General features: G+C 65.8%; 17 protein-coding genes and 1 tRNA gene. 13 read left to right on the top strand and 5 right to left on the bottom strand.

Features of this window, described 5'->3' with window-relative positions:
- Window positions 1-2 precede the first annotated feature (2 nt).
- The 3 genes from DZC52_RS05520 (at window position 3) to DZC52_RS05510 (ending at window position 4,947) form a co-directional block, all read left to right on the top strand.
- Complete coding sequence (locus DZC52_RS05520) at window positions 3-1,367, top strand: ATP-binding protein (RefSeq protein WP_116650120.1); 1,365 nt, start codon at window positions 3-5, stop codon at window positions 1,365-1,367.
- Entirely contained in the window at window positions 1,364-2,182 is an 819-nt protein-coding gene (gene mazG, locus DZC52_RS05515) for a nucleoside triphosphate pyrophosphohydrolase (RefSeq protein ID WP_116650119.1), read from the top strand. Before DZC52_RS05520 ends, mazG begins: the two co-directional genes overlap by 4 nt.
- Window positions 2,183-2,265: 83 nt before the next feature.
- A complete protein-coding gene (locus tag DZC52_RS05510; RefSeq protein WP_116650118.1) occupies window positions 2,266-4,947 on the top strand; it encodes a bifunctional acetate--CoA ligase family protein/GNAT family N-acetyltransferase in 2,682 nt (893 codons plus the stop codon).
- A 21-nt stretch (window positions 4,948-4,968) separates the two neighbouring features.
- Here DZC52_RS05510 and DZC52_RS05505 read toward each other — a convergent pair whose 3' ends face one another.
- Window positions 4,969-7,263: a choice-of-anchor Q domain-containing protein gene (locus tag DZC52_RS05505; protein WP_147307616.1), complete on the bottom strand. Its 2,295-nt coding sequence runs from the start codon at window positions 7,261-7,263 to the stop codon at window positions 4,969-4,971.
- A gap of 144 nt (window positions 7,264-7,407) precedes the next feature.
- Between DZC52_RS05505 and DZC52_RS05500 the strand changes: the two genes are divergently transcribed.
- The 6 genes from DZC52_RS05500 (at window position 7,408) to DZC52_RS05475 (ending at window position 12,474) form a co-directional block, all read left to right on the top strand.
- A tRNA-Lys gene (locus DZC52_RS05500) sits at window positions 7,408-7,482 on the top strand.
- A gap of 21 nt (window positions 7,483-7,503) precedes the next feature.
- Window positions 7,504-8,151 (top strand): tRNA (guanine(46)-N(7))-methyltransferase TrmB, encoded by a 648-nt coding sequence (gene trmB / locus DZC52_RS05495; RefSeq protein ID WP_116650116.1) that lies wholly within the window; start codon window positions 7,504-7,506, stop codon window positions 8,149-8,151.
- A 5-nt stretch (window positions 8,152-8,156) separates the two neighbouring features.
- Window positions 8,157-8,957, top strand: coding sequence for a class I SAM-dependent methyltransferase (locus tag DZC52_RS05490; protein WP_116650147.1), 801 nt, complete (start codon window positions 8,157-8,159; stop codon window positions 8,955-8,957).
- A gap of 213 nt (window positions 8,958-9,170) precedes the next feature.
- Complete coding sequence (locus DZC52_RS05485; RefSeq protein ID WP_116650115.1) at window positions 9,171-9,728, top strand: BLUF domain-containing protein; 558 nt, start codon at window positions 9,171-9,173, stop codon at window positions 9,726-9,728.
- A gap of 106 nt (window positions 9,729-9,834) precedes the next feature.
- Window positions 9,835-12,084 (top strand): DNA topoisomerase IV subunit A, encoded by a 2,250-nt coding sequence (gene parC / locus DZC52_RS05480; RefSeq protein ID WP_116650114.1) that lies wholly within the window; start codon window positions 9,835-9,837, stop codon window positions 12,082-12,084.
- 6 nt (window positions 12,085-12,090) lie between these two features.
- Window positions 12,091-12,474, top strand: coding sequence for a hypothetical protein (locus DZC52_RS05475; protein ID WP_116650113.1), 384 nt, complete (start codon window positions 12,091-12,093; stop codon window positions 12,472-12,474).
- Between the two features lie 9 nt (window positions 12,475-12,483).
- On the opposite strand, the gene DZC52_RS15485 is transcribed toward DZC52_RS05475, so the two are convergent.
- The 3 genes from DZC52_RS15485 to DZC52_RS05455 are packed head-to-tail and all read right to left on the bottom strand — an operon-like array spanning window position 12,484 to window position 17,521.
- Window positions 12,484-14,100, bottom strand: a complete 1,617-nt coding sequence (locus DZC52_RS15485; protein ID WP_181918798.1) for a peptidylprolyl isomerase — start codon at window positions 14,098-14,100, stop codon at window positions 12,484-12,486.
- Window positions 14,097-15,872 carry a CRTAC1 family protein gene (locus DZC52_RS05460; protein WP_181918797.1) on the bottom strand — a complete coding sequence of 592 codons (1,776 nt, stop codon included), beginning with the start codon at window positions 15,870-15,872 and terminating at the stop codon, window positions 14,097-14,099. The genes DZC52_RS15485 and DZC52_RS05460 overlap by 4 nt, the downstream gene beginning before the upstream one ends.
- A 5-nt stretch (window positions 15,873-15,877) precedes the next feature.
- Window positions 15,878-17,521 (bottom strand): tetratricopeptide repeat protein, encoded by a 1,644-nt coding sequence (locus DZC52_RS05455; protein WP_181918796.1) that lies wholly within the window; start codon window positions 17,519-17,521, stop codon window positions 15,878-15,880.
- 362 nt (window positions 17,522-17,883) lie between these two features.
- Here DZC52_RS05455 and DZC52_RS05450 point away from each other — a divergent pair, with 362 nt between their 5' ends.
- From DZC52_RS05450 to DZC52_RS05435, 4 genes are all read left to right on the top strand, one after another.
- Complete coding sequence (locus tag DZC52_RS05450) at window positions 17,884-18,711, top strand: hypothetical protein (protein WP_116650110.1); 828 nt, start codon at window positions 17,884-17,886, stop codon at window positions 18,709-18,711.
- A 15-nt stretch (window positions 18,712-18,726) separates the two neighbouring features.
- Window positions 18,727-20,499 carry a peptidylprolyl isomerase gene (locus tag DZC52_RS05445; RefSeq protein ID WP_116650109.1) on the top strand — a complete coding sequence of 591 codons (1,773 nt, stop codon included), beginning with the start codon at window positions 18,727-18,729 and terminating at the stop codon, window positions 20,497-20,499.
- A 2-nt stretch (window positions 20,500-20,501) separates the two neighbouring features.
- Complete coding sequence (locus tag DZC52_RS05440; protein WP_116650108.1) at window positions 20,502-22,658, top strand: sulfatase family protein; 2,157 nt, start codon at window positions 20,502-20,504, stop codon at window positions 22,656-22,658.
- A gap of 227 nt (window positions 22,659-22,885) precedes the next feature.
- Window positions 22,886-23,833, top strand: coding sequence for a DUF11 domain-containing protein (locus tag DZC52_RS05435; protein ID WP_116650107.1), 948 nt, complete (start codon window positions 22,886-22,888; stop codon window positions 23,831-23,833).
- 132 nt (window positions 23,834-23,965) lie between these two features.
- On the opposite strand, the gene DZC52_RS05430 is transcribed toward DZC52_RS05435, so the two are convergent.
- Window positions 23,966-26,242 carry a C25 family cysteine peptidase gene (locus DZC52_RS05430; protein WP_181918795.1) on the bottom strand — a complete coding sequence of 759 codons (2,277 nt, stop codon included), beginning with the start codon at window positions 26,240-26,242 and terminating at the stop codon, window positions 23,966-23,968.
- Between the last annotated feature and the right edge of the window lie 165 nt (window positions 26,243-26,407).

The raw sequence follows: 26,407 nt of genomic DNA, 5'->3' as shown, positions 1-26,407 counted from the left end.
CCGTGGCCGCGCGCAACGCTGCCTCGCCTTCCTTGCTGGTCCGCCTGCTCGTCGGCGCCGGGCTGGCCCTGCTGATCGCCCTGGCCGCCGTGGGCGGCGCCATCGACCGGGTCTTCACCAACGCCGCCGAGGCGAACATGCGCGAGCGCCTCGAGGCGGTGGTCTACCTGATCCTGTCGACCATCGAGGTCGACGAGACCGGGCAACCGGTCATGCCCGAATCCCTCGCCGAGCCGCGCCTCAACCGCCCCGGTTCGAGCCTGCACGGCGGGGCCATGACGCCGCGGGGCGAGTGGCGCTCACCCTCGCTGGTGGGGGTGGCGCCGCAGCCCAACGCCCGCCTGATCGAGCGCGGCACGGAGCTTTTCCGCGGCCTCGAGGCCGACGGTAACTGGAACGTCTTCGCCATCGGCCTGGGCTGGGAGCTTCCCGACGGCGAGATCGTCGACCTGACCATCTGGGCGGCGGAGGATCCCAACCGACTGCGCATGGAGCTGGCGGGGTTCCGCGAGGATCTGTGGCGCTGGCTGGGCCTGGCGGGGGTGCTGATCATTGCCGGGCAGGTGGGGCTGTTGCTGGTCATTCTCCGGCCGCTGCGGCGGGTCGCCGCCGAAGTGGGCGAGATCGAATCCGGCCGGCGCGGCGGCATCGAGGGGCGTTATCCCCGCGAGCTGCGGCCGCTGACCGACAACCTCAACGCCCTGCTGGCCGCCGAGCGCGACAACGCCCGGCGCTATTCCGAAGCCCTGGCCGACCTGGCGCACGCACTCAAGACCCCGGTGGCGGTCCTGCGTGCCCGACTGGAATCCAGCGAGCCGGCCCGGCCGAGCGACCTGTCCCGCCATCTCGACGACATGGAACAGATCATCCGCCGGCAGCTCGAGCGCGCCCAGCGCTCGACGCGCCGGGCCCTGCCGGGCGCCGTCGCGGTGCGGCCCATCCTCGAGCGCATGGGCGACTCGCTCGAGCGACTGCACGTCGAATCGGGTCTGCGGGTCGAGGTCGCCGGCGATGCCGGCCTGGTCGCCCACATGGACGAGCGCGACCTCTGGGAGGTCTGCGGCAACCTGATGGAGAACGCCGCCAAGTACGGCAACGGTTCGCTGCGCGCCTCGGTGCGCGCCGGCGAGCGCGGGCTGCGCCGCGACGGCCTGATCATCGAGATCGAGGACGACGGGCCGGGCATCGAAGTCGAGCAGGTCGAGCGACTCCTGAAGCGCGGACAGCGCGGCGACGAGCGGCGCGACGGGCAGGGCCTGGGGCTGTCGATCGTGCGCGAACTCGTCGAGGCCAACGGCGGCCGTCTGCAAGTCGACCGAAGCGAACTCGGCGGCGCGCGCTTTCGGGTTATCCTGCCGCCACGATGAGTGATTCGTCCTCCAACGACCGGGCCGCCGTCGACCGGCTGATCGAGATCATGGCGCGCCTGCGTGATCCCGAGCGTGGCTGCCCCTGGGATATCGAGCAGACCTTCCGGACTATCGCGCCCTACACCGTGGAGGAGGCGCACGAGGTGGCCGACGCCATCGAACGCGACGATCTCGAGGACCTGCGCGACGAACTCGGCGACCTGCTGTTCCAGGTGGTCTTCCACGCCCGCATGGCCGAAGAGCGGTCCCTGTTCGATTTCGACGATGTGGCCGCGGCCATTTCCGACAAGCTGGTGCGGCGCCATCCGCACGTCTTCGGCGACGCGCGCTTCGACAACGTCGAGCAGCAGTCCGCCAACTGGGAGGACATCAAGGCCGCCGAGCGCGCCGAGAAGGGGCGGGCCGACGAGAGCCTGCTCGACGGGGTGTCGCGCGGCCTGCCTGCCTTGCGGCGCGCGGTGAAGCTGCAGAAGCGCGCCGCCCGCGCCGGTTTCGACTGGCCCGGCGCCGAGCCCATCTTCGAGAAGCTCCACGAAGAAGCCGATGAGCTTCGCGCGGCGCTGGAGCGAAAGGACACCGACAACATCGAGGAAGAGATCGGCGACCTGCTGTTCGTGATCACCAACCTGGCGCGCAAGCTCGACGTCGATCCGGGGGCGGCGCTGAGGCGCTGCAACCACAAGTTCGAACGGCGTTTCCGCACCATGGAAGACATGGCGCGCGAGCGCGCGCTCGATCTCGCCGACCTCGACCCCGACGAACTCGAAGCCGTCTACGAAGCGGCCAAGGCTCGCCTCAAGGAAAGCGGCTGAAGGCGCGGGCGGGGCCGGGTATGGCCCCGGCGCCTGCATGATAATCTTCCCCTGCGACCACGAGCCCTGCGAGGGAGCCGGGAATGTCGATTCGCCATCTCGAAAGGATGTTCAGGCCGCGGTCCATCGCGGTCTTCGGCGCTTCGGACCGGCCGGGCAGCGTCGGCCGTGCCGTTTTCTCCAACCTGCTCGAATGTGACTTTCCGGGCTCGATCTATCCGGTCAATCTCCATCACCGCGAGGTGGCGGGCCGCACGGTCTTCCGCAAGGCGAAGGACCTGCCCGAGGTGCCCGACCTGGGCGTGATCTGCACGCCGCCGATAACTGTGCCCGGCATCATCGAGAACCTCGGTGCCGTCGGCACGCGAGCTGCGGTGGTGATCACCGCCGGTTTCGACGAGGCCAGCGAGGTCTCCGGCCGCGACCTGGAATCCGAAATGCTCGAGCACGCCGGGCGCCACGGCCTGCGTTTCCTCGGGCCCAACTGCGTCGGGCTGATGGTGCCCGGCAGCGGGCTGAACGCCAGTTTCGCCCCCGGCAGGCCGGTGCCCGGGCGGGTCGCTTTCGTCACGCAGTCCGGAGCACTGGCCACCACGGTGCTGGACTGGGCGGCCGAGCGCGAGATCGGTTTTTCATCCTTCGTTTCCCTGGGAAATTGCCTGGACGTCGATATCGGCGACGTCATCGATTACCTGGGTTCGGATGCGCGCACGCGCTCGATCTTGCTCTACATGGAAGCGCTGAAAGACGGGCGGAAGTTCATGTCGGCCTCGCGCGCGGCCTCGCGCAACAAGCCGCTGGTGGTGGTCAAGTCGGGCCGAGTACCCGAGGGCGCGCGGGCGGCCGCCTCGCACACTGGCGCGCTGGCCGGCCGCGACGAAGTCTACGCCGCGGCCATTCGCCGCGCCGGCGCGTTGCGCGTGTACGGCATCGAGGACCTGTTCCGTGCCGCCGAGTTCCTGGCCCGTGTGCGCCCGCACGAGGGCAACCGCCTGGCCATCCTGACCAACGGCGGCGGGCCGGGCATCCTGGCCACCGACGAGCTGGTGCTGGGCGGCGGGCAGCTGGCCGAGCTGGACGAGGCCACGCTCGACAAGCTCGACAAGGTGCTGCCGCACAACTGGTCGCGCGGCAACCCGGTCGACATCATCGGCGACGCCCCGGCCGGGCGCTACATCGAAGCCCTGAAGATCCTGGTGGCCTCGGAGGAAGTCGATGCCGTGCTGGTCGTGCATGCGCCCACGGCCCTGGCCGACAGTCGCACGGTCGCCGAAGAACTCGCGCCCGTTGCCGCCGCGGCCCCCAAGCCGGTTTTCGGTTGCTGGCTGGGTGGCGCATCGGCGCGTGAGGCTTACGAGGCCTTCGCCGCCGCCGACCTGCCGGGCTTCCTGTCGCCGGCCGACGCCGTGGCCGCCTTCCTGGCCCTGCAGGAATACCGCGCCAACCAGGTGGCGCTGATGGAGACGCCCTCGGAGATGCCGACTTCGGCGGTGATGGATCCCGATTCGGTCACGGTCATCATCGAGCGGGCCCACGACGAGGGCCGCCGCTGGCTCAGCGAGGTCGAGGCCAAGTGCGTGCTCTCTTCCTACGGCATCCCGGTGGTGAAGACCCGCCAGGCCGGCTCGCCGGAGGAAGCCGCGACCCTGGCGACCGAGATCGGTTTTCCGGTGGCGCTGAAGGTGATTTCACCCGATATTTCGCACAAGTCGGACGTCGGCGGGGTCGTGCTCGACCTGGAGTCCGAGCACGCCGTGCGCGAAGCCGCCGAAGGCATCGCCCGCCGGGTCGCAATGCACGGCAACGCGCGGCTCGACGGGTTCTCGGTGCAGCAGATGGTGCGCCGCGCCCACAGCGCGGAACTGATCGTCGGTGCGAGCACGGACCCGGTCTTCGGCCCGGTGATGCTCTTCGGCAGCGGCGGCACGGCGGTGGAAGTCGTCGGCGACACGGTCGTCGGCCTGCCGCCGCTGAACATGAGCCTGGCGCGCCAGATGGTCGACCGGACCCGGGTCGCGAAATTGCTGGCCGGTTTCCGCCATCGGCCGGCGGCGCGCATCGACCTGGTCTGCGACGTGCTCGTGCGGGCCGCGCGCCTGATGACCGACCTCGAGTCCGTCGAGTCGATCGACATCAATCCGCTGCTGGCCGACGACGATGGCGTCGTGGCGCTGGATGCCCGCATCGAACTGCGGCCCGCCGAGGGCGGCCCACGGAGGCGTCCGGCCATCGCGCCCTATCCCACACACCTGGCCGAAAGCCTGCCCTTCGGCGACGGCGAGATCACCATCCGGCCCATCCGGCCGGAGGACGAGCCGGCCCACCGCGACTTCTTCAACAGCCTCGAGGCCGAGGATGTCCGCTTCCGATTCTTCGGCGTGATCCGCGAGCCGGAGCACTCGCAGCTGGCGCGTTTCACTCAGATCGACTACGAGCGCGAGATGGCCTTCATCGCCGTCGACGACGCGCGCCGCACCCTGGGCGTGGCGCGGATCGCGAAGGATTCGTCCGGGCATCGTGCCGAGTTCGCGGTCGTCGTGCGCTCCGACATCAAGGGGCGCGGCCTGGGCCGCATCCTGCTGCAGAAGCTCATCGACCACTGCCGGGAAACCGGCGTTCGCGAGGTGGTCGGCCAGGTGCTGCAGCGGAACACGCGGATGCTGGGCCTGGCCGAGGACCTGGGTTTCCGGCTGGGCCCGATCGACGAGGACGGCATTCGGGAAGTTGTCCTGGACCTGGCGGAAGGGCGGGAGGACGGCGGTTGAAGGCCGCCCTCCCGGGAGGGCTTACGGCGCTTCGAAGCGATCGCTGAAGATGGCGTCTTCCAGGGTCTGCAGTTCGTAGGCGCCCATGTCGAGCGCGCTGCCGAAGACGCGTTGGAAGGGACTGCCGCGCTGGTCGGAATCCGGGACGTAGCTGCCCGCGCTGCCGGCGTCGACGGCCGGGCTGCTATCGGCCAGCGCATGCGTGCGGCCATTTGCGCCGCCGTTGTCGGCCAGGGGGAGCAGCATCGGATCCTGGTACAGGATGTTGCCGCCGTCGTCGGTGAATTGCGAATCGGCACCGGAGAGCAGCGAGTTCTGGACCCCGCAGTCGGTCGTTGTCGCTCGCAGGTCCTGCTCCTCCGCTCCCGCTGCGCCCGTGTTGCCGTCGAACAACGAGTTGTAGACGTTGCAGTCCCCGGTCTGGCTGTTGAAGATGCCGCCGCCTTCGTTGGTGGCAATATTGTTCGCCACCGTCGAATACTTGACCGTCAGCTGTTGGTCGCCGTAGGTGTTGAGCGCGGCCCCGTTATTTCCCGAGGTGTTTCCGGAAAGCGTCGAGTTTTCCAGGAAGAGCTGGCTGCCGGCCCCGAGCTCGAGATTGATCGCGCCACCGCTGTTGCCGGCTTCGTTGCCGGACCACTCGCTGTACTTTACCTCGGCCAGGATGTTCTCCGAATACGGTGAGTACAGATCCAGCCCGGCGCCGCCCTGTCCGGCAATGTTGCCGGAAAAGATCGACGAGCCGATCCCGAACTGATTCAGGGTGCCGCTGACCTGCAGCCCGCCTCCGAAGGACTGGTCGGCAGTGTTGTCGACGAACCGGGCGTCTTCGAACAGAACGTCGCCGCCGGACGCGATGATGCGCATACCGCCGCCGTAGTTCCCGTAGTTGTCGTTCACATCGACCTGGCGGCCCTCGACGTCCCCGCCGTTGTTGGCGGCGATACGGAACCCTGCGCCCTGGCCAGAGCCTTGCGCGGTATTGCCTGCGACGGTGACCTGGCTCATGGACAGGCCGGCGTTGCCGGTCGTGATAAGGGCTCCCCCGCCGTTTCCGTCATTGGCTGAGTTGCCGGTGAAATCGACGCCGATGAAATTCACTGGCGTGGCGTCGCCGACGATGATTTCGGCGCCGCCGCCGGAGTAGGCGGCTGTGTTGCCGATGAAAGCCGTCGGACGGCCGTTGAAGGAGTTGGTTTCGAAATCCACGTAGTTTTCCGGCGTGCCCGCGGTTCCGGAACCATCGCCGCGCGACAGCCACAAGCCACCACCGCTTTCGCCGGCCGTGTTCTGCTCGAAATTGGAGCCCCTCAGGCGGAACTGTCCGAAGCCGTTGACGCCGCTGCCGCTGTCGCTGACGGCCGCGCCGCCGCCATAACCTGTGGCGAGATTGCCGTAGAAGTCCGTGTCGCGGAAGAATACGCTGGCGCCGTATGCACCTTGAGAGACGATGTTGACCGCACCGCCGTCGCCGTATTTGGCAGTGTTGTTCGAGAAGCTGGAGTTATTGTAGAAACCGACCGTGCCGTTCGAAGCGCGCCAGTCGATGGCGCCGCCGCTGCCCTGGGATTCGTTATCGTTCAGGGTCGTTGACGTAATAACCAGGGAGTGAGAGGACCTGTCCACAGCGATGGCGCCACCGCGACCACCGTTAGCGGTAACTTCATTACCGGAGATCTCCGAAGCGGCGATAGTCAACCATGAGCTGCCATCGGCCGGAGAGCTGTGCCAGATCGCTCCTCCTCCCTCGGTGGCGGAGTTGCCGGTCAGGGTGCAGTTGGAGAGCGCCAGCTCCAGGCCGTGCGAGCGGATGGCGCCGCCGTAGTCCCCACCGCCGCCGGTAATGGTCAGGCCCCGGAGCTCCACCTCCTCGGCGTGGAATCCGTCGACCTGGTACTTCTGGTACATCGCCGGCGCCGCGCCGCTGCCCTGGATGGTGATGCGCCCCTCGCCGTCGATGATGACCGACTCGCCGATCGGCAGGGTCGTGCCGTCGTAATAGATACCGGAGGCGAAATCGAGGTTGATCGTGCCGCTCAGGCCCGATGCAAAGACGATGGTGTCCTGGCCGCTGTCACCAGCGGGGCAGCCGCCGCCGTAGGACGACGAGTTCGTTGTGGCGGCATACAAGGCTCCCCGCAAGCTGCACTGTTCGCTGGGGATGCCGTCGTCGAGCGTGTCGACGGTAATCGTTGCCGCCTGCAGGGAGCCGGCGGCCAGCGCGCCGCCGATTGCGGCTGTCAGGGGCGCGATGGTGGGCTTGAGGCGCTGGCGGACCTGATACTTGCGGGAGTGGAGCTGATTTTCCTTGGTCATGGTAGTGGCGCTTCCCGTGAATTCCTGGTTGTTCGCCACTGTTACGGGAAATCCGGTCGAAACCGGACATCGGATTCGCACCTGGCGCGAAACCGGGTATTGAGAGATGTGTAAAGCGGGGGTATCATACGCGGCTCGATTTTCGGGCCGTTAGCTCAATGGTAGAGCAGTAGGCTTTTAACCTATTGGTTGAAGGTTCGAGTCCTTCACGGCCCACCATCCTTTGCCAGGCCATGCCCCATGGCTGAATCGCGCATCCCGCAGACCTCGCAGCCCGGACCGCACCGGCGGCTCGAGGAAACGGTGCTGCGCCACCTTCGCCACGACTGGCAATCGCCGATTCACGATCACAGCCGACTGGCGTTCGCCGAACTGGCCGATTCGATCGACGCCGGCACCCCGCTCGTGCTGGACTCGGGCTGCGGCACGGGCGCCTCGACGGCTGGACTCGCCCGTCTGCATCGGGACTCCCTGGTGGTCGGAATCGACAAGAGCGAGGACAGGCTGCGCCGCGCGGCGGCGCTGCCGGACAACGCCCGGCTGGTTCGAGCGGAGCTGGCCGATTTCTGGCGTCTCGCGGTCGAGGCCGGATGGCGACCCGCCCATCACTACCTGCTCTATCCCAACCCGTGGCCCAAGCCCGGGCATCTGAAGCGCCGATGGCATGCCCATCCCGTTTTCCCGGCCCTGCTCGCGCTGGGCGGGCGACTGGAGTTGCGCAGCAATTTCGAACTCTACATCGACGAGTTCGCGCGGGCCCTCGCCCTGGCGGGAGTCCTTGACGTGAAAGTGGTATCTTTCCGGGCTGACGAACCGATCAGCCCGTTCGAGCGCAAGTACGCCAATAGCGGGCATCGTTTGTTCCAACTCACCGCAACCCTGGAGTGACCACCATGAAAGCACTGCGTGCAGGCTCTCTCGCGATCTCGGCCCTGATGCTGGCCGCCCCGGCCCTGGCCGACGACAAGCTCAAGAGCGTGATCGAGAGCCCGGAGCGCCCGTCGGCCGAGGCCGAGCGGGACCAATACCGCCACCCCTACGAGACGCTGACCTTCTTCGGCATCGAGCCGGACATGACCGTGGTGGAGATCTCCCCCGGCGGCGGCTGGTACACGGAAATCCTCGGGCCCTACCTGGCTGAAGAGGGCAAGCTGGTCGCCGCCCACTGGAACATGGACCAGGAAGACCTGCCGGGTTACTACGAGCGCGGGATGGCCACCTACAAGGAACGCATCTCGGCCGAACGCTTCGGTGATGTCGAGATCATCGCCTTCGACCCGCCGGAGATGACCGACCTCGGGGAAGCGGGTTCGGCCGACATGGTGCTGACCTTCCGCAACGTGCACAGCTACGCAGGCGACGACAATTTCCGCGACGTGGCCGAAGCGGCCGCCGCGGTGCTCAAGACCGGCGGCGTCTTTGGTGTCGTTGGCCATCGCCTGCCGGAAGATCGTGAGCAGAATCCGTCCACCGGCTACGTCAAGCAGAGCTGGGTGGTGGGCATCGTCGAGTCCTCCGGTTTCGTGCTCGAGGAAGCCTCCGAGATCAACGCTAACCCGGCCGACACCGCCGACCATCCCAACGGCGTCTGGACCCTGCCGCCGGGCCTGAACGTGCCCGAGGGCGAGGACGAGGAAAAGTACCGTGAGATCGGAGAAAGCGATCGCTTCACCCTGAAGTTCGTCAAGCGTTAAGACGCTCGCTGCGCGAGCGTCTTAACGTCCCGGCCGCAGCGAAGCGGAGAGCCGGGACCTCCCCGGGAGAGGCAACAAACCTTATCGGAGCCGGACGGGGCACCGCCCCGATCCGGCCCTGCATCGTTGCCCGAATGCCCCGTCTTCACCTCCCGCCGACCCTCGTCTCCGTAAGCTTTGGCGAGATTTCAACGCCTAACAGGGGAGACGACCATGTCGGAGCTCATCGAACTCGTCTATGCCAGCCGTTCCAATGTTGCCCGCAGCAAGGGCGGCACTGGCGTCGAGCCCGAAATCGGCCGCATTCTCACGCAATCGCGCCGCAACAACGAGCCGCTGGAGATCGGCGGCGTGCTGTGCTTCGGCAACGACACCTTCTTCCAGTGCCTCGAGGGCGAGCGCGAAGCTGTCGAGAAGCTCTACAACAAGCTGCACGACGACCCGCGCCATCGCGACGTGACGCTGCTGCGCAAGCGCCCGATCGAGCGCCGCCGGTTCAAGCTCTGGGCCATGAAGTACCTGACGCTCGATCGTGTCCTGCGCGACAAGCTCAAGCAGCACGGTCACGACCGCTTCGACCCGTTCCGCTTCGACGACGAGACGACCGACGAAGTCCTGGAGGTGCTCAAGGCCTCCACCGAGGCGCCGGTTCCGCAGGGCGACCGGCCCCAGCCCAAGGTGCCCAACGACGCCACGCCGGTGAAGCTCTACATGATCGCCGCCGGCAGCGTTCTGGTGACGTTCGCGCTGATCGCCTGGCTGGTCATCTGAGCTTGGCGGCACTTTCCCGATAGACCGGGCGCCGGTCGCCGGCGCCTGCGCTTTTGGTCCGAATCGCTGTGGCAAGGTCGCCCGTCTTCGGCGACAATTCCCCGCCATGAGCGAAATCAAACCCGTTTCCGGCGACTTCGAACAGCAACCCCTGCGCACCTACGCCGAGCGCGCCTACCTCGACTACGCCATGTACGTGGTGCTCGACCGCGCCCTTCCGCACGTGGGCGACGGTCTCAAGCCCGTGCAGCGGCGCATCGTCTACGCAATGAGCGAACTCGGCCTGTCGGCCGCTTCCAAGCACAAGAAATCGGCCCGCACGGTGGGTGATGTGATCGGCAAGTTCCATCCGCACGGCGATTCGGCCTGCTACGAGGCCATGGTGCTGATGGCCCAGCCCTTCTCCTACCGCTACCCGCTGGTCGACGGGCAGGGCAATTTCGGGTCGCCCGACGATCCCAAGTCCTTCGCAGCCATGCGCTACACCGAGTCGCGCCTGGCGCCGTATGCCAAGACCCTGCTGGCCGAGCTGGGGCAGGGCACGGTCGAGTGGGTGCCCAACTTCGACGGCACGCTCAAGGAACCCAAGCTGCTGCCGGCGCGCTTGCCCAACGTCCTGCTCAACGGCGGCCAGGGCATCGCCGTGGGCATGGCCACCGACATTCCGCCGCACAACCTCAGAGAGGTGGTCTCGGCCTGCATTCGCCTGCTCGAGGCGCCGAAGAGAACGACCGTGGCCGAGCTTTGCGAGCACGTTCCGGCGCCGGACTTTCCCGGCGGGCCGGAGATCGTCAGCTCGCGCGAAGACCTGCTCAACCTCTACGAGACCGGATCCGGCGGCATCCGCCAGCGCGCCAAGTGGGAGAAGGAGGGCGAGGAGGTCATCGTCACGGCACTCCCGCACCAGGTCTCTCCGGCCAAGGTGCTTGAGCAGATCGCCGGGCAGATGCAGGCCAAGAAACTGCCCTGGGTGACCGATCTGCGCGACGAGTCCGACCACGAGCATCCGACCCGCCTGGTGATCGTGCCGCGCTCGAACCGCGTCGACGTCGATCAGTTGATGGACCACCTGTTCGCGACCACCGACCTGGAAAAGAGCGCGCGGATGAACCTCAACGTCATCGGCCTCGACGGCCGGCCGGGCGTGCGCAACCTCAAGGATCTCCTGGTCGAGTGGCTGGAGTTCCGCCGCCGAACGGTCACCCGGCGCCTCGAGTTCCGCCTCGACCAGGTCGTCGATCGCCTGCACATTCTCGACGGCCTGCTGATCGCCTATCTCAACATCGACGAAGTGATCCACATCATCCGCACCGAGGACGAGCCCAAGCCGGTGCTGATGGAGCGCTTCGGGCTGACCGGCACTCAGGCCGAGGCCATTCTCGAACTCAAGCTGCGCCACCTCGCCAAGCTCGAGGAGATGAAGATCCAGGGCGAGAAAGACGAGCTGGAAGCCGAGCGCAAGCAGATCGAGGCCATCCTCGAATCACCGAAGAAGCTCACTCGCCTGATTCGCGACGAGCTGATGGAAGATGCCGAGAAGTACGGCGACGAACGCCGGTCGCAGCTGGTCGAGCGCTCCGCTGCCCAGGCCCTGAAGGAAACGGACCTGGTGCCTTCCGAACCGGTGACCGTGGTCCTGAGCGAGAACGGCTGGGTGCGCGCGGCCAAGGGCCACGACACCAAGCCCGAGGAGCTCAACTACCGCGCCGGCGACGAGTTCCTTGCCGCCGCTCGCGGGCGCAGCACGCAGACGGCCTGCTTCCTGGATTCCAACGGCCGCAGCTATTCCCTGATCGCGCACGAACTGCCTTCGGCGCGCAGCCTGGGCGAGCCGCTGACCGGGCGCTTCAGCCCGAAGTCGGATGCCGTATTCAAGAGCGTGGCCATCGGCGCACCCGAGGACCGGGTGTTGATGGCCAGCGACGCCGGCTACGGCTTCGTCACGCAACTGGAAAACCTGCACACGCGCCAGAAGGCCGGCAAGCAGATGCTGACGGTGCCTGCCGGCTCGGACGTGCTGCCCATCGCCCCGGTTACCGAGGACGAAGAAGCCGTCATCGTCTGCGCCACCACTGAGGGCTACCTGTTGGCCTACTACCTCAGTGAAGTCCCGGAGCTGGCCAAGGGCAAGGGCAACAAGCTGATCAACATTCCGCCCAAGGCGAAAAAGGCCGGCGAGAAGATGGCCGGTGCCATCGTCATTGCCGCTGGCGAGGACTGTCTCGTGTGGGCCGGACAGCGCTACCTGCGCCTGGGCTGGGCCGACACCGAGAACTACTGGGGCGAGCGGGCCCAGCGCGGGCGCAAGCTGCCGCGCGGGTTCCAGAAAGTCACCCGGCTTTCACTGGCCGAGTAGCGTCCGGTGAGCCGTCAGGCGCTGTCATCCGTCCTGCCGATCGTCGCGGTTGCTTGGGTGATCCTGGTTTCGGCGTGCTCCGTGCCAGCCGGCCGAGCCGTCGAGCCGCTGACCAACACAGTCACCTGGTCGACGGCCAGCGAATCCGACAACTTCGGTTTCGACGTCTACCGGGCGGAGCGGCGGGAGGGGCCATACGAACGAATCACCGCCCAGCCGCTCGAAGGCGGCGGCACGACCGATCTGCCCAGGGACTACCGGTTCGTCGACGAGCGGGTCGAACCGGGTGTCGAGTACTTCTACTATGTCGAGAGCGTCTCGCTCAGTGGCGAGCGGCGGCGATTCACGCCGATCATGCGCGCGGCGCCGAAGTACCCGGGCTCGAACTAGCGACCCGATTCAGTCGAGCGCGATGCGGAGCTGCATCTCGCTGAATGCCTGTTCGCGCACCTCGCTTTCCAGCCGCTCGATCCGGGACCGACGGAGCCTTTCGGTCAGCGTCTCGCGGGCTTCGTCGAAAGTCATCGGCCCGGCTTCGCGTGATTCCAGCAGCCTGGCCATCCAGAGCCCGGATTGGGAGCGCATCAGCCCGGTATCGTCGCCGGGAGAAAGCTGGCGCACGGCCTGGAGCAACTTCATGTCCAGCGAGCCGAGCTGGCGCCGCGTCTTCCACCCGAGCACGCCCCCGGTGCGAGCCGAGGGATGGAGGGAATGCATGCGAGCGGCCTGTTCGAAAGGCAGTTCTCCGGAGCGAACGCGGGCCACGACTCGCCGGGCGGCGGCGACGGCGTCCGGTTCCGTGGCGTTCTCGGCGTTCGCGAACTGAATGGCGAGCAGGCGAAACGCCGGCGGATTGCGCAGGCGGTCGCGGTTCTGCTCGAACTCTGCCCGCAGCGCCGCTTCGGTCGGCGGAGTCAGCCTTGAATCGACGCGATGCCTTAGTTCCCACTGTGCCAGCGCGTGGGTCAGGCGCCAGCGAAGCGCCTCGGCGCGGTGGTCCGAGTTGTCCAGTCCGAGCGATTCGGCATGGTCGGCCATGGCGACTCCCATGCCCCACTCGGCCAGAAGCCGTTGTTTCTGGCGCATGTCAAGTGACTCGGGAGCGCGTCTGGGGAGGCGCAGGGCAATGAGGGCGTCGAGCCAGCCGGCGGGCAGCCGATAGCTGCCCACGGTGAGGACGGGATCCTGGGCGAGGCTGACGAGCACACGCCCGGTCAGTTCCTCGCGCAATTGCCGATTGAGTTCATCCCGTTTCTGTCGATAGAGATTCTGCCGGAACTTGGAGCGGACTTCTTCCGGGCCGGGTTCGACCGCCGGCCGCACACCTTCGCAGGCATAGAACGTCACGCCCGCGGACAATTCGATCAGGGGGCTGACTTCGCCTGTGTCGAGACTTTCGACGCCTCGCTGAACCGCTTCGGGCAAGGACGAGGGGTCGACCCAGCCGATGCTGCCCCCTCGGAAGCGACTCTGGGATTCCGATTCCTCTTGCGCGAGGCGCTCCAGGTCGGCACCGTCCAGGACGAGGTCCCGCAGCTCAGCCATTCTCGACCGAATCGCCGCTTGCTCCTCGGGGGTTTCGGGCAGCTGCTTGTAGATCCCGCGGAGGAGCAACTTGCGCGGCCTTTGGAATGCATCGGGATAGGTTTCCTGCAATCGGTCGATTTCCTCGGGGGTGATGGCAATCTGAGCGTTCAGGTGATCGTCGAGGGCAGCGAGCAGAATTCGCTGACGTTCTCTCTCGATGGCCAGCTGAATTTCGGGCCGTTCGGCCGCACCCCGCTGCCGCGCTGCATCGGCGAGTTCGGTGATCAGGGCCAGCTCGCGCACCGTGGCAGGCGATCGTTCCAGGTTCTGGTGCTCGATCCACTGCTCGTACTCGGCTCGGGGCAAGCCGCCGTCGTTCCAGGTGGCCACCTTGGACGAATCCGGGCTGCTGTCGCCGCAGCCTGCCAGGGCGGCAAGCGCGGCGCCGATCAGCCAAGTGGTACAAGCGGGGAGTTGATTGCCGGTCACGGGGTCAGGTCTCCTGCAGGCCGGCCTGTGCCGGCGATCAGCGTGTGGTAGCGATCGACGGCCAGGCCTTCCCAGCGCTCGACGGCACCGTCGGGCCAGCGGACCTCGATCGAGGCCGGTCGCTTGCTGTCGCCGAGACCGACCAGGACGCGTGGGTCGTTGGCCGACAGGTAGCTGCCGTCGGTGGCTGCGCGCCGCAGCAGGCGGTGCCCGTCGGGCATGAAGACCGTAACGGTGGCACCGAGCGCGTCGCGTTTGCCATCGGATGTGAGCAGACGCAGTCCGAGCCAGTGATTGGTCGTCTGCGTTCGGTTCATGAGCAGGCGTGCCGGCCCGCGGTTGTTGGTCAGTAAAAGGTCGCTCTTGCCGTCGTTGTCGATGTCGCCGACGGCCAGGCCGCGGCTGACTTCCAGCGCCGTGAGCTGGCCGCCGGCGGATTCGGTAATGTCCACGAAGTCGGCGTTGCCCCGGTTGTAGAAGACCTGGTTGCGCTCGGCCAGGGGATAGTCGCTGCCCTGACGGGCCTGTTCCTCGATGATGCTGATCGCGCCATTGGCCGCGACGAGGTCCAGCCAGGTGTCGTTGTCGAGGTCGATGAGCACGGTGCCGAAGCCGGTATATGACAGGCTGGCGGCGCCGAGCCCGCTGCTTGCCGAGGCGTCGATGAACCCCCCGCGGCCGTCGTTGAGGTAGAGCGTGTTGGTGTCGGCGCGCAGGTGAGTCATGAACAGGTCGTCGTCGCCGTCGTTGTCGAGATCTCCGGCGACCAGTCCCATCGAGGCCTGGGCGCGGCCGTCCATGGCCACGGCGCTGCCGCTGAGCAACGCCGAGTCCTCGAACCGCAGGCGTTCGCCGCCGAGGTTGGACCACAGGAAGTTCGGTCGCATGTCGTTGGCGACATAGAGATCGGTACGGCCGTCCTGGTCCAGGTCGGCGGCGACCACGCCCAGGCCGCTGGAGGGCGAATCGAGAATTCCGGCCGGTCCGGTCACGTCCTTGAAGCGGCCGTCGCCCTCGTTTCTGAACAGGCTGTCGCTCAGCCCGTCGTAGGATTGCGGGCCGCAGTAGTTCGGCTGCCCGCCGGGCATGCGGCAGACCTTGTGGTTCTCGAACCGGAAGTCGACATAGTTGGCGACGTAGAGATCCAGCCAGCCGTCGCCGTCCAGGTCCGAGAAGCTTGCGCTCGTCGACCAGCGCGGGTCGTCCGAGCCCGAAGCCGAGGTGACTTCCTCGAACCGGATGCCCTCGTCGTCCGAAACATTGCGCCAGAGTTGGTTGCTGCCGTAGTTGGTCAGGTAGACATCGATGCGCCCGTCGTTGTCGACGTCGCCGGTAGCCACGCCCATGCCGTAGCCATTGGCCACGAGGCCGCTAGAGTCGGTGATGTCGGTGAAGCGGGGAATGTCCGTGTCCGGGGCGGTTCGGTCGAGATCGTTGCGGTAGACCCGGGATCGAAACATGGCCTGATCGCTGCCCAGTTCTGCCGAAAGCGGAAGGCTACGACCCTGCACCAGGAGTACATCGAGATCGCCGTCGCCGTCGAAGTCGGCAAGGGCGGCGCCGGAGCCCACGGGCTCGGGAAAGTACAGCTCGCCGCTCATGCCGTTGTTGTGGTAGAAGTTCAGGCCGGCTTCTTCGGCTGCATCGACGAAGCGTACGTGGCCGTGGGCTGCGGGTTCGGGCTGGTGGCCGGCTTCTCCGGCGTTGCGGTCGCATCCAACCGTCACGCAGAGGGTCGGGGCGAGCAGGTAGATCAGTCTAAGTCGCGGCATGGGCCTCATCGGCTGCTTTGAGGAGACGGGAGCGGCGGCGCCGGTTTGACGACCAGCACTTCCTCCCGTTCCCAGGGAGAGGGGGTGATTCGGTTCTCGCTGTAGAGTACGAGCCGCCGGCGCGCGATTTGCGTGGCAGGCGCGATCTGCAGGGCTTCCAGTGCCGCCAGTGCCCGGCGTTCCCAGTTCACGGCGCGCTGCGGCTGTGCGTTGGCGGCCGCGACCATTGCGGCGGTCTCGGCGTAGAAGACATGGGCACTGTCTTGGCTCAGTGCCGACAGCAGCTGTTCAGCTCGCCGCGGATCACGCAAGCCGGGATCGTTGGCGGCTGCAAGAAGCCTGATCCTCAGGAGCTCGAGACGCGTATTGCCGCTGGCGATTTCAAGGTCTTCTTCAAGAGCCGCCAGTGCTTCACGGTGGCGCCCGGCAGCCGTGAGCAGAGCCGCATGCCAGAAACGAACCTGACCGGATTCGGAGAAACGCGTACGCAGTCCTGAATAGCTCTCGACGGCTTTGTCGAGCTGTCCGGTCCTCTGGTACAGGCGACCCAGCTGCTTGCGCGCATCGCTCATGCCCGGGTCGAGTTCGAGCGCATGCAGCAAGGCGTTTTCGGCCTCGAGCCAGTTGCCCTCCTTTTGTTCGATGCCGCCCAGAATCAGATGCGCGCGGGCCAGGTCGGGTGCCTGGCGCAAGGTCGCTTCGATCTGACGCCTCGCCGCAATGGTCCGCCCGAGAGCGAGTAATGCCGCGGCGTAGTTTGCTCGCAGCTCGGCATTGTCCGGATTGAGGCGTGCGGCGCGGCCCGAGTGGTGGGCCGACAATTGGTAATTGCCCTGCCGGTAGGCTCGCTGCCCCAGGCGAGTCAGATGGTTCGAGCTGAGATTGATCGCCAGTAGCTCATCGAGCCATGGATCGACGCTTGCCACCGGTAGTGGCGGCATTTCCTGTCCGGCAACCTGCGCCAGGTGCGTTCGGGCCTCTTCGACACGGCCAAGCATGCGATAGGCCTGGCCCAGCAGGTAGTGGATATGGCCGTCCCCGCGATCGTTCCGGCCGAGCAGGGGCGTCAGCCGTTCGATCGCCGCCTTCGGCTGCTGCCGCTGCAGGTGGATCCGTGCCAGGCCCACCCCGGCGGAGAGGTTCCGAGGGTCGATTTCCAGAGCGGCCTCGAACATGGCCTCGGCCGTCCCGCTTTCTCGTTGTTCCAGCCACAGATCGGCCAGACGAACGCGTGTGGCCGAAGACCTGGGAGCGAGTTCCGCGGCGGCCCGGAACGAATCCGCCGCTTGATCGAGTCGGCCCGCTTCAACCGCCAGCATGCCCCGGTAGTAGGGCCAGCGCGGCTCGCGGGGATCGAGCCGGGCCGCCTGGCCATAGGCAAGCATTGCGCTGTCGGGATAGCGGTAGATATGGAACCAGCGCCCCATTTCGCCCCAGGCTTTCCCCCTGGCCGCCTCCGGTGCGCCGGCAGAATGCAATCGATCGAGCTCTTCCCTGAGCCGAGCGTACTGGTCCTTGATCGCGGGCTCGAGTTCCTCGAATCTCGGCGGCTGCTCGACATCGAACGCCGATCGACTGCCCTGTTGGGGCTCGGTGCAGCTGGCGCCCATCATCAAGAGGATGACGACCAGTGCAAGCCGGGTCGCCAAGACGACATCTCGCCAGATGCCGGGAGTAGCATGTCGAAGTCGGCGAGTGCTTGGAATCGATTCGAGCAAGGAGGCGGCCTGGAGAGTGAGCAATGGTCGGAGCGAGCAGCGATTGTAGAAAAAAAGCGTCCCCATTGGTATTTCCCTCACCTGTTGGTCCGAGCCTTTCCGGCGCAGGCGCGCCACGGCAGTCCTCCGGCGCAAGGATGGCCGGGTGAAAGCAAATTGACTCTACGTGGGGCATCGGCTACATTCAGGCCAAACCGTCTGCCGCCGCCGGCGCAGGCGCACATCAATCGGCTTTACGAACCAACTGACCGATTTGTCCGGCATGCGACCGGGTCGAATTGAGGGGAACAATAATGACAACGAACAAGATTCTTGCTGCAGGCGCCCTTTTTGTCCTGTCCCTGGCGCCAGCCTGGGCCGACGAGCCCGCCGGAGTCACCGTCGAAGAACTGCGCGCGATGTCTTCAGAGGAGCGTCGCGCCACCCTGAAGGCCTTGTCGCCGGAGAAGCGCCAGGGACTCTGGCTGCAGGCCAAGCGCATGGACTGGCAGGAAAACCGCGGGGGGAGTGGCTCCGCCGAGGGCTTCTACCGCGACGCTGTCGCCAACCTGGACAGCAATGCCAACCCGAGAACGGCGAACGCCAGCCCGCGTGCCATGGGCACGATCACCTACGACGACGGCGTCATCACCAACAGCTTCGGCGGCGGCGCCCTTGTCGGTAATCGCTTCAACACACATGATGGCGGCATCAACATCACCGCCAGCGGCACGATCGACACGATCCAGGCCGTCGTCGTTGAAGGACCTGCGGTAACGACCAGTTCCGCCGGATTCGTGATTGAAGGCCCCCAGACCACGGGCGGCGGTGCCCAGGCCATCTTCAGCACGTTTACTGCTGGCCTGACTGGCTCTACCGATACCGTGACGTTTGCAGGCCTGGGTGTGAACTACACCGGGAGCAGCTTCTTCGTGATCTTCGGTGACTTCGCCAGCGTCTACGTGCCCGCTTTCGGCTCGGGTAGTACGGCCGGGCAGGGGCACCACGGTGTGGTCGGCTACACCGGCGGCATGGGTCCGGACATCACCGGCACTTTCGATTTCGGCGAGACGCTGAACGCCCTGGTTCGGGCGACCGGCAACATCCTGCCCGTCGAGTTGATCGAGTACGACGTCCAGTAATCCAGAAGACGTTACATGACAAGATTGTTGGCCCCGCTCGGGGCGCTGATGCTCCTGTCGGGGTGTCAGGACGGCGAGCGCGCTCCCCTTCCCGCATCTGAAGACACGGCCCCCGCTCCGGGGGTCGTGGCGCGTTACGACGGTGGCACCATAACCGTCGACGACGTCGATGCGCACATTCTCGCACTGCCTGCGGCCGATCGGCCCGCGCCCGGCTCCGACCTCGAAGCCTGGTACAGCGCGCTGCTTCGGGGCATCGTCGTGGAACGACTCCTGCTCGAGCGGGTACGTGACGGCGAATTGCGAGACGGTGATGAGCTTCGCCAGCGGCGCACGGCGGTGCACCGCCAGCTGGCGGTTCAGTCCTGCCTGCTCCAGTCCAGGCCGGAGGCCGGCGAGATCACCCGGGAGACGATCGACGCTGCCTACGAAGCCCGAAGGGCTTCCTTCCAGATCCCGGAGCGACGGTCGACCTACCATCTCTACCTCAGGAAGGATGCCGGAGAATCGCTCGATGCCCTGGAAGAACGAATGCGGGGCATTCGCGATCGAATCCTGCGGGGCGAGAGTTTTCAGCGATTGGCGAGACGTGAATCGGAGTCGGAAAGCCGCCATCGTCAGGGTGGTCTCGGCTGGATCCAGCGCGGCGATCTCCCCGAGCGCTTCGAGCAGGCGATCTTTGGCCTGCAGGAAGGCGTTCCCTCCGAGCCGATCGTGACCCGCGACGGAGTCCATTTGTTCATGGTCGAGGCGGTCCTGGTCGAGAGGCAGCTCTCGCAAGAGGAAGCCGAGCCGGTTCTGGTCGAGCAATTGCAGGCCGAGCAGGTGTCCGAAGCGCTCGATGAGATGGCTGCAATGAACCCGTCACCCTCGGTTCGAATCGTCGATCGGGAAACGCTCGAGCAGTACGTCGCGGGTGACTCTGAAGATGCAATCGTTCTGTTCGCCGAAGATCACGAAGTGAGCCTGAGGGAGTTCAGGCAGCGTCTCGGCCGCGTGCTGGGTGAAGGGTCAGGTGCCCGTCCAGGGGGAGAAGGCCGAATTTCCAACGACAGTGCCTGGGACTACCTGACCCGATTGCGGCGTCACGAAGCGGCATTCGAATACTGCCGGGACCAAGGCCTGGTGGCCGAGGAGGCGGTGGCCCGCCAGGCTCAGGCCTGGGTAGAGCGGGCCGGGATCGAGCAGATGCGCCAGCAGCTGCTGCATGATCGCGCGATGGCCGATGAGAATCGCCTGGAACTCTATTATCAGAGCAATATCGGGCAGTTCACGCCTCCGGTGGAATGGCGCATTGCACGCCTTCGCATTCCTTTCGACGAGGCGGAAGCGGGAATGGCGATGATGGCCGCTCTGGAAGAGGCCGCCGCCGACAATGGCGTCGGCCTGGATTCGCTGCAGAACGAATTCGGAGGAGATGTCGAGGAACTGGGTTGGTTGACGCGGCAGCAGCTGCGCATGATCAACGTCAAGTTGCCCTCACGCGTTGCGGCGGTGGATGGTGAAGCCCTGATCGCTCCCCTGCGCGTCAACGACGTCCTCGAGATTTATCGTGTCAACGGGCGGCAGGATCCCGAGCCGCGGCCCTTGCAGGCGGTTATCGACCGCGTTGCGTCCGCTTATCTGCGCCAGTACACGAGCGAAGTCTACAAAGGGCTCGAGGCGGATTTGCTCGAGCGGGCGAGTTTCGAGCTCTACCCGGAGCGGCTGGAGGCCCTTCGGAATGTCGGCTTCCCGAGTCCGGACGTGACCGTCGACGAGCTCGACGCCCTGCTGAGCGGTTCCTGACCATGCAGCACGGCTCGATTCGCTTTTTTGCGTTGACGGCCCTGCTGGGGTTGCTCGTGTCGACCACCGGCTGCAAGCAGGAGCCTGAACGCTGGAACGTTCTGCTCGTCACATTCGATACGACCCGCGCCGATCGCATCGGTTGTTACGGCAATGACCGTATCAACACGCCAACGCTGGACGGCCTGGCGGCCGAGGGCGTCCGATTTGCCAACGCGGTCAGCGTCGCACCGATCACCGCACCGTCGCATTCGAGCATCCTGACGGGCCTGTATCCCACGGCTCACGGTTTCAGGGACAACGGTTTGTTCGTCCTCGAGGGCCGCAATCGAACGCTTGCCGAGATTCTGAAGGATGAAGGCTACGCCACGGCCGCTGCGGTCGGAGCGTTCCCCGTCGTGTCCCGCTTCGGATTCGATCAGGGCTTCGACCTGTTCGACGACCACCTCACCGGCATGTTCGAGGACTATCAGGGTGAACGGGCCGTGCCGAAGGAGGAGTTGTTCTTCGACGAGCGGCGGGCCGCGCAGGTCAACGAAGCGGTGATTCCCTGGCTCCAGCAGCAAGGCGATTCCCCGTTCTTCCTATGGGTTCACTACTTCGACCCGCACCAGCCCTTCGAGCCGCCGCCGCCCTATGATCAGCTCTACGCCGATGATCTCTACAACGGCGAGATCGCTTATGCCGACTCCCGACTGGGCCATCTGATCGAGCAATTGCGGCAGATGGGTGAACTCGAACGCACGCTGATCGTGATGACTGCCGATCACGGCGAGGGTCTCGGGGAACACAACGAGATCACGCATGCCGTTCTGGCCTACGATTCAACGCTCCACGTTCCCCTGATCGTGCGGCCCCCGGGCGACGCCACCGGGCGCGTGAGCCGTGTGATCGACGAGCGTGTCGGAACCGTCGATATCGTTCCGACCGTTCTCGACGTGCTCGGCCTGGATGTGCCCGCGGAGCTTCATGGGCAATCGCTTGCTTCGCTGTGGCGAGATGTCGTTGAAGAGGACAAGCCCGAGGTGGCCTACGAGCCTCGTTACTATGCCGAGAATCTGTCTCCCCGATTGACGCACGGTTGGGGCGAACTCCGGGTGCTCTACGAAGGCGACATGAAATACATCCACGGGCCGCGCCCCGAGCTCTATGACCTGAGCGTCGATCCGCATGAGCTCGAGAACCTGGTGGCGGACCGCTCCGAGCAAGCGCGCGAGATGCGCGGCAATCTGGCAACTTTCATTCGCGAACACGCGGCCAGTGAGCCGACCCAGACTCAGGCCCTGGACCCCGAGCTGGTTCAACGGCTCCAGTCCCTGGGCTACCTTCACGGCAGCGGTGAGGGCGGCCTGGAAGTGCGAGAAGAACTCCAGGACGACGGTGTTCCACCCCACGAGCGTGTCTCCGACATCAATCGGATGAGCGCGGCGAAGCATCTGCTCTTCCAGGGCCGCCCGGCCGAGGCGCTGAATTACACCGAGGCGCTCATCGAGGGGGGCTCCGAAAGTCCCCTGTACCGGGAACTGCATGCGGCGGCCCTGGCGGGAACGGGCCGGATAGACGAAGCCTGGGAGATGGTGACCGACACGCGCTCGGGCAATGTCGGATCGGAGTCTCTGGTGCTCACGCTTGCGGTTGAACGATTTCAGCAGGGCGATCGTGAAGCCGCGATCGCATTTCTCCGAGAATTTTCGGATCGGCGTGAAAGCGCCCGTGCGTCGTGGTTGCTGGCCGACCTTTTCAAGGTCGTCGGCCAGGACGGCGAAGCGTTGAAGGCGCTCGAACGCGCATTGGATTTCGACCCGGAATTCGTGCCGGCGCGCGTCGACAAGGCGGTGCACTGGGCGAGGCTGGGCGAGTTCGAAAAGGCCGACGCGGCATTTGTTCGTGCACTGCGCGACGGACCGTACTATGCCAAGGGCAGCTACAACTACGGCGCTTTCCTGTTTGAAAGTGGCCGGCTGATGGAGGCCGAAGAATATTTCGAGCGTGCTCGAGAACTGGCGCCGCGTTATCTGAAAGCACACTTCGCGCTGGTTGCGGTTCACCACGCAAGGCACGATCGTGTCGGGGCCGAAGCAGCACTGGCCGCGCTCCAGCGTATTGCTCCGGACAGTTCCGAGGCAACTGCTGCCGCCCAGCTGCTGGCAGGTGACTGAGCGGGCGGCCCCGTTGCCCCCTGCAGGCCCAATGCATTCGACCTGTACTTCCGCCCCGGGGCGCCCTATACTCGGACTTACAACCAATTTGCCACGGGTTCGATCAGGACTCGGTCATCGGATATCGAAGGGACATTCCGGCTGACCGAGAGCGACCGGGCCTGCGGATGAAACCATAACAGTAAACGGATCCAGCACGGAATCCCGCGCTGAAGGGAGGAATAATAATGAAAGCCCTCAATGCACTTGCCCTGTGCACCGCTGTCCTGGTTGCCTCTTTCGCCAATGCCGGCAGTCTTCAGTCCGACCTTGCAGTTACCAAGACCGACGGGGCAGCCGCGTCCACCCCGGGTACGTCGGTGACCTACACGATCGTGGTGACCAACAACGGTCCCGACGACGTCACCGCTGCGACGGTGCAGGATTCCTTCCCCGCTGCATTGTCCGCCTGCTCCTGGACCTGCACGGCATCGGCGGGTTCGACCTGCACAGCGGGCCCTGTGGCCGGCAACATCAGCGATTCGGTCAACCTGCTCAACGGCGGAACGGCGACGTACACGGCGACTTGCGATATCGATCCTGCGGCCACCGGCACGCTTGATAACACCGCGAGCGCCAGCGTGCCCGCTACCGGTTGGCTCGATCCCAATACGGCGGACAATTCGGCCACCGACTCCAACACCCTGGAGCCGAGCGCCGACCTGCAGATCACCAAGACCGCCGGTGGAACCGATCACTTGGTAGGCGAGCCGATGGTCTACACCATTGTGGCGACCAACAACGGCCCTTCCTGGCCGAGCGACGTGACGGTATCCGATCTGTTCCCGGCCCCGCTGCAGAACTGCAGCTGGACTTCGACAGCCAGCGGCGGTGCCACCGGGCACAGCAACGCCAGCGGTACGCTGAACGATATCCTCGACATGCCGCCGGGCTCGTCGGTCACGTATGTTGCGACCTGCGATATCGATCCGTCGGCCACCGGTACGGTCACCAACACGGCGACGATCAGCTCCGCTGCGATGACCGATCCGGCGGGCGGCAACGACAGCGCTACGGCCGTCACCGGGCTGATCCCGATCCTGCCGGTCCCGACCCTAGACGCATGGTCCATCCTGCTGATGATCATGATGATGGGCGTCCTCGGCGTGGCCGGTCTGATGCGCCGGTTCAGCTAAGGCGACTCGCAAGTCATCCAAAGGCCGCCGGATTTCGGCGGCCTTTTTTTTGGGTTCCGTGTCCAGCCTGCGCGAAGGACCGGGATTCTCGAGTCACGTTCGGCCTGATTGGTGTCGCAGCTGCAAAGTGAGCTAGTGACTCTCGATCATCGGCCGGGCTGGGACGAGGGCGGGATCCCCGAACAGGTTGTAGAGCAGGTAGCTGTCTTGATGCAGTCGCCCGCTCTTGGCCGCGCGGATCGCATCGCCCAGCGTTTCGCCGGCGAGGATGCCCGTCATGATCGCCTTGGTGAACTTGAGGGAGGGGCTGTTTCGCGCCGAGGCAGCCAGTACGGCGGCCGCGCCCCGATCGCCCATGCGCATGAACTTTTCGGCCAGTGAATCGGCCGAGGGGTGGTCGAATGGGCCCGTGTTGCAGGACATGCTCAGGACGATGGGCAGTCGCCCACTCGGCTGCAGCTCGTCGAGATCGCTCATATCGAAGAGGTTCCCCGAGCCGCCTCCGGCCGACCCGGTGGTTTGCCACATGTAGCGACCGCCATGCCCGAAGAAATGCAGGAGCAGCGCTCCCCGGTCGATGGCGGAGCGCAAAGCGGCCTGATGAGCGAGGGGATTTGTTTTGTCGCCCGGCAGCAGTTCGGTTGCATGGAAACCCGCCGACTCGGCCTCGGTCCTGAGCCGGGTGTTTCGGGCCGACAGGTTGCGGGCGTCGTCGCTGACCAGCAGAACGCGTGATCGCCATTCTCCGGGCGGTGCCGAGGTCATGTAGCGAATCGTCTTGTCCACCATGGCGCGAGCCTCGGCGGCGTTGCGGGCTGGAAAACGCCCGATGGCCATATCGGGCACCAGGTCCTCGCCCTCGAGCATCACGTAGGGATGATCGCTGGCCGCCGGGCCGTCTCTGGAGCGCAACTGCCAGGTCGGCATCAGGTTGGCCGTGTCGAATTGCCCGCTGGCGAGGGCCTCTGCGGCGGAAGGCCCGATGAACCAGTTGGCGTCCCCGACCAGCAGGACGTGGCTGGCCGGCGGGCCGTCCCGGTGCTCGCGCGCGTGCGCAAGAAATTCGCGAATGGCCTTCGGATGCGCGATGCCGTGGTTGAACTCGTCATAGATGTCCTGGACGTCGATCAGCTCGGTGCGCATGCCCCTGGAGGAATGGAACCGGGCCAACGGGGCGACTGGGTCGAGCAGTGAAGCATGGGCGATGATGAAATAGTCACGCTGGCCGACATCTTGCCGCAGCGAAGAGGTCCGATCGCGCTCGACGCGGTCAACCGCCCGGTAGTTTCCGTTCGGGACAAGCCAGAGCGAGTCCACTGGCTGAGCGACATCCAGGGAAAAGCGAAGCACTTGTCCCGATGTTTCGGCCGGTCCGGGCTGCAGCTGCAGGTGATGGCCGTCATCGGTATAGGCGTCCAGCTGCTCAATGGCCTCCCCTTCGGACGCGCGGAAGCTCATTCGTACAGAACCATCGAAGGCGGGCAGGCGGATGAGGGCCTGTTTCGAACCGATGCGGTCGTCGCGCGGGAACCGGGCCTTTATCCAGTCGAGATAGATCACGTCCACGACCGGATCGCGGCCGCCCTCGGGAATCCTGGCCGGGATCTTGAGTTCGACTACATTGCCCTCGGGTTCAACGATGTCGCCGGGCAGATCGTCGAACGTGATTTCATGCACGGTGCGGCCGTTCCAGCGCGCGGTGCCAAGCGGTCGGCCGTTCAAGCCGATCTCGATGGCGTGATCCGTTTCGACCGTATCGACGTAACGGGCGCTGTCCGAGCCGCCGAGGAATCGGAGTCCGAGCGTCAGCGTCGAATCGCCGTCAGGGCGGAAGTGCGAGAGGTCGATCGGCACCTGCGTGGGCGTGGCGACCAGGTGGTTGATCTGCTTCCAGTACCAGAGCGAGCCTTCGGGGTAGAAGTCGGTGCGACCGGAAACCGGCACCCTCAGGAGATCCTCTTCGAAGTGCAGTTGCGACACGGGTCGCAAAGTCTTGCGGTTGTTCGTCGATGCAGACATCGGGTTCGAAGCGTCGTGCGGATCTTGCGCGGGGAGGGCAGCGGTGTCCAGCACGTAAACGTTGTGCGACGAATAATCGTGACGGTGGCCGGCGTCGTTCCGGATGCGGGATGCGACGAAATGCAGGCTGTCGCCGGGGCCGAACCGCTCGTTCGGGTCGTCGCCGAACCAGAGATCGACGGCCTGTCCCCTGTTCGCGAGTCGCAGCGATGATCGCGCGACCGGGCCCTGGAGTCCCGTCGCCTGTAGCAGCTCGAACGGCAGGCGGTAAACGCCGTCTTCGTCGATGTATATCCGGAACCGTTCGGTGCCCGCCTGGGCCCAGGAGCACAGGAAAAGCGCGGCGACGCCCAGGAGCATGGCGACAATGGACGGTATGCTTCGGGGCATCGTGTTCTCAACGGCCATCGATCAGATATCCTCCCGGTGGGATGAGTCGGGGGCGAGTTCCCGCTGTCCGGGGCGGGAGTCGACCGGTGACACAGAATAGCCCAGCCTCGCACGCTCGTACCGAGCGGGTCGCAAGGGGATTGTGTCGCAACCCGACTTGTGGCG

Origin of the sequence: Wenzhouxiangella sediminis (genome assembly GCF_003410055.1) — a bacterium.
Classification (GTDB): Bacteria; Pseudomonadota; Gammaproteobacteria; order Xanthomonadales; family Wenzhouxiangellaceae; genus Wenzhouxiangella; species Wenzhouxiangella sediminis.
The sequence above is the reverse complement of the archived record's forward strand: the minus strand, read 5'-3'. Positions and strand labels throughout refer to the sequence as shown.

Bases quoted from the DNA above. Each gene is read 5' to 3' on its own strand.
- DZC52_RS05440 (WP_116650108.1), top strand. From the start codon at position 20,502: ATGCAGCACGGCTCGATTCGCTTTTTTGCGTTGACGGCCCTGCTGGGG.
- DZC52_RS05490 (WP_116650147.1), top strand. From the start codon at position 8,157: ATGAAAGCACTGCGTGCAGGCTCTCTCGCGATCTCGGCCCTGATGCTG.
- mazG (WP_116650119.1), top strand. From the start codon at position 1,364: ATGAGTGATTCGTCCTCCAACGACCGGGCCGCCGTCGACCGGCTGATC.
- DZC52_RS05430 (WP_181918795.1), bottom strand. From the start codon at position 26,242: ATGCCCCGAAGCATACCGTCCATTGTCGCCATGCTCCTGGGCGTCGCC.
- parC (WP_116650114.1), top strand. From the start codon at position 9,835: ATGAGCGAAATCAAACCCGTTTCCGGCGACTTCGAACAGCAACCCCTG.
- trmB (WP_116650116.1), top strand. From the start codon at position 7,504: ATGGCTGAATCGCGCATCCCGCAGACCTCGCAGCCCGGACCGCACCGG.
- DZC52_RS05460 (WP_181918797.1), bottom strand. From the start codon at position 15,872: ATGCCGCGACTTAGACTGATCTACCTGCTCGCCCCGACCCTCTGCGTG.
- DZC52_RS05505 (WP_147307616.1), bottom strand. From the start codon at position 7,263: ATGACCAAGGAAAATCAGCTCCACTCCCGCAAGTATCAGGTCCGCCAG.
- DZC52_RS05485 (WP_116650115.1), top strand. From the start codon at position 9,171: ATGTCGGAGCTCATCGAACTCGTCTATGCCAGCCGTTCCAATGTTGCC.
- DZC52_RS05435 (WP_116650107.1), top strand. From the start codon at position 22,886: ATGAAAGCCCTCAATGCACTTGCCCTGTGCACCGCTGTCCTGGTTGCC.
- DZC52_RS05450 (WP_116650110.1), top strand. From the start codon at position 17,884: ATGACAACGAACAAGATTCTTGCTGCAGGCGCCCTTTTTGTCCTGTCC.
- DZC52_RS05445 (WP_116650109.1), top strand. From the start codon at position 18,727: ATGACAAGATTGTTGGCCCCGCTCGGGGCGCTGATGCTCCTGTCGGGG.
- DZC52_RS05510 (WP_116650118.1), top strand. From the start codon at position 2,266: ATGTCGATTCGCCATCTCGAAAGGATGTTCAGGCCGCGGTCCATCGCG.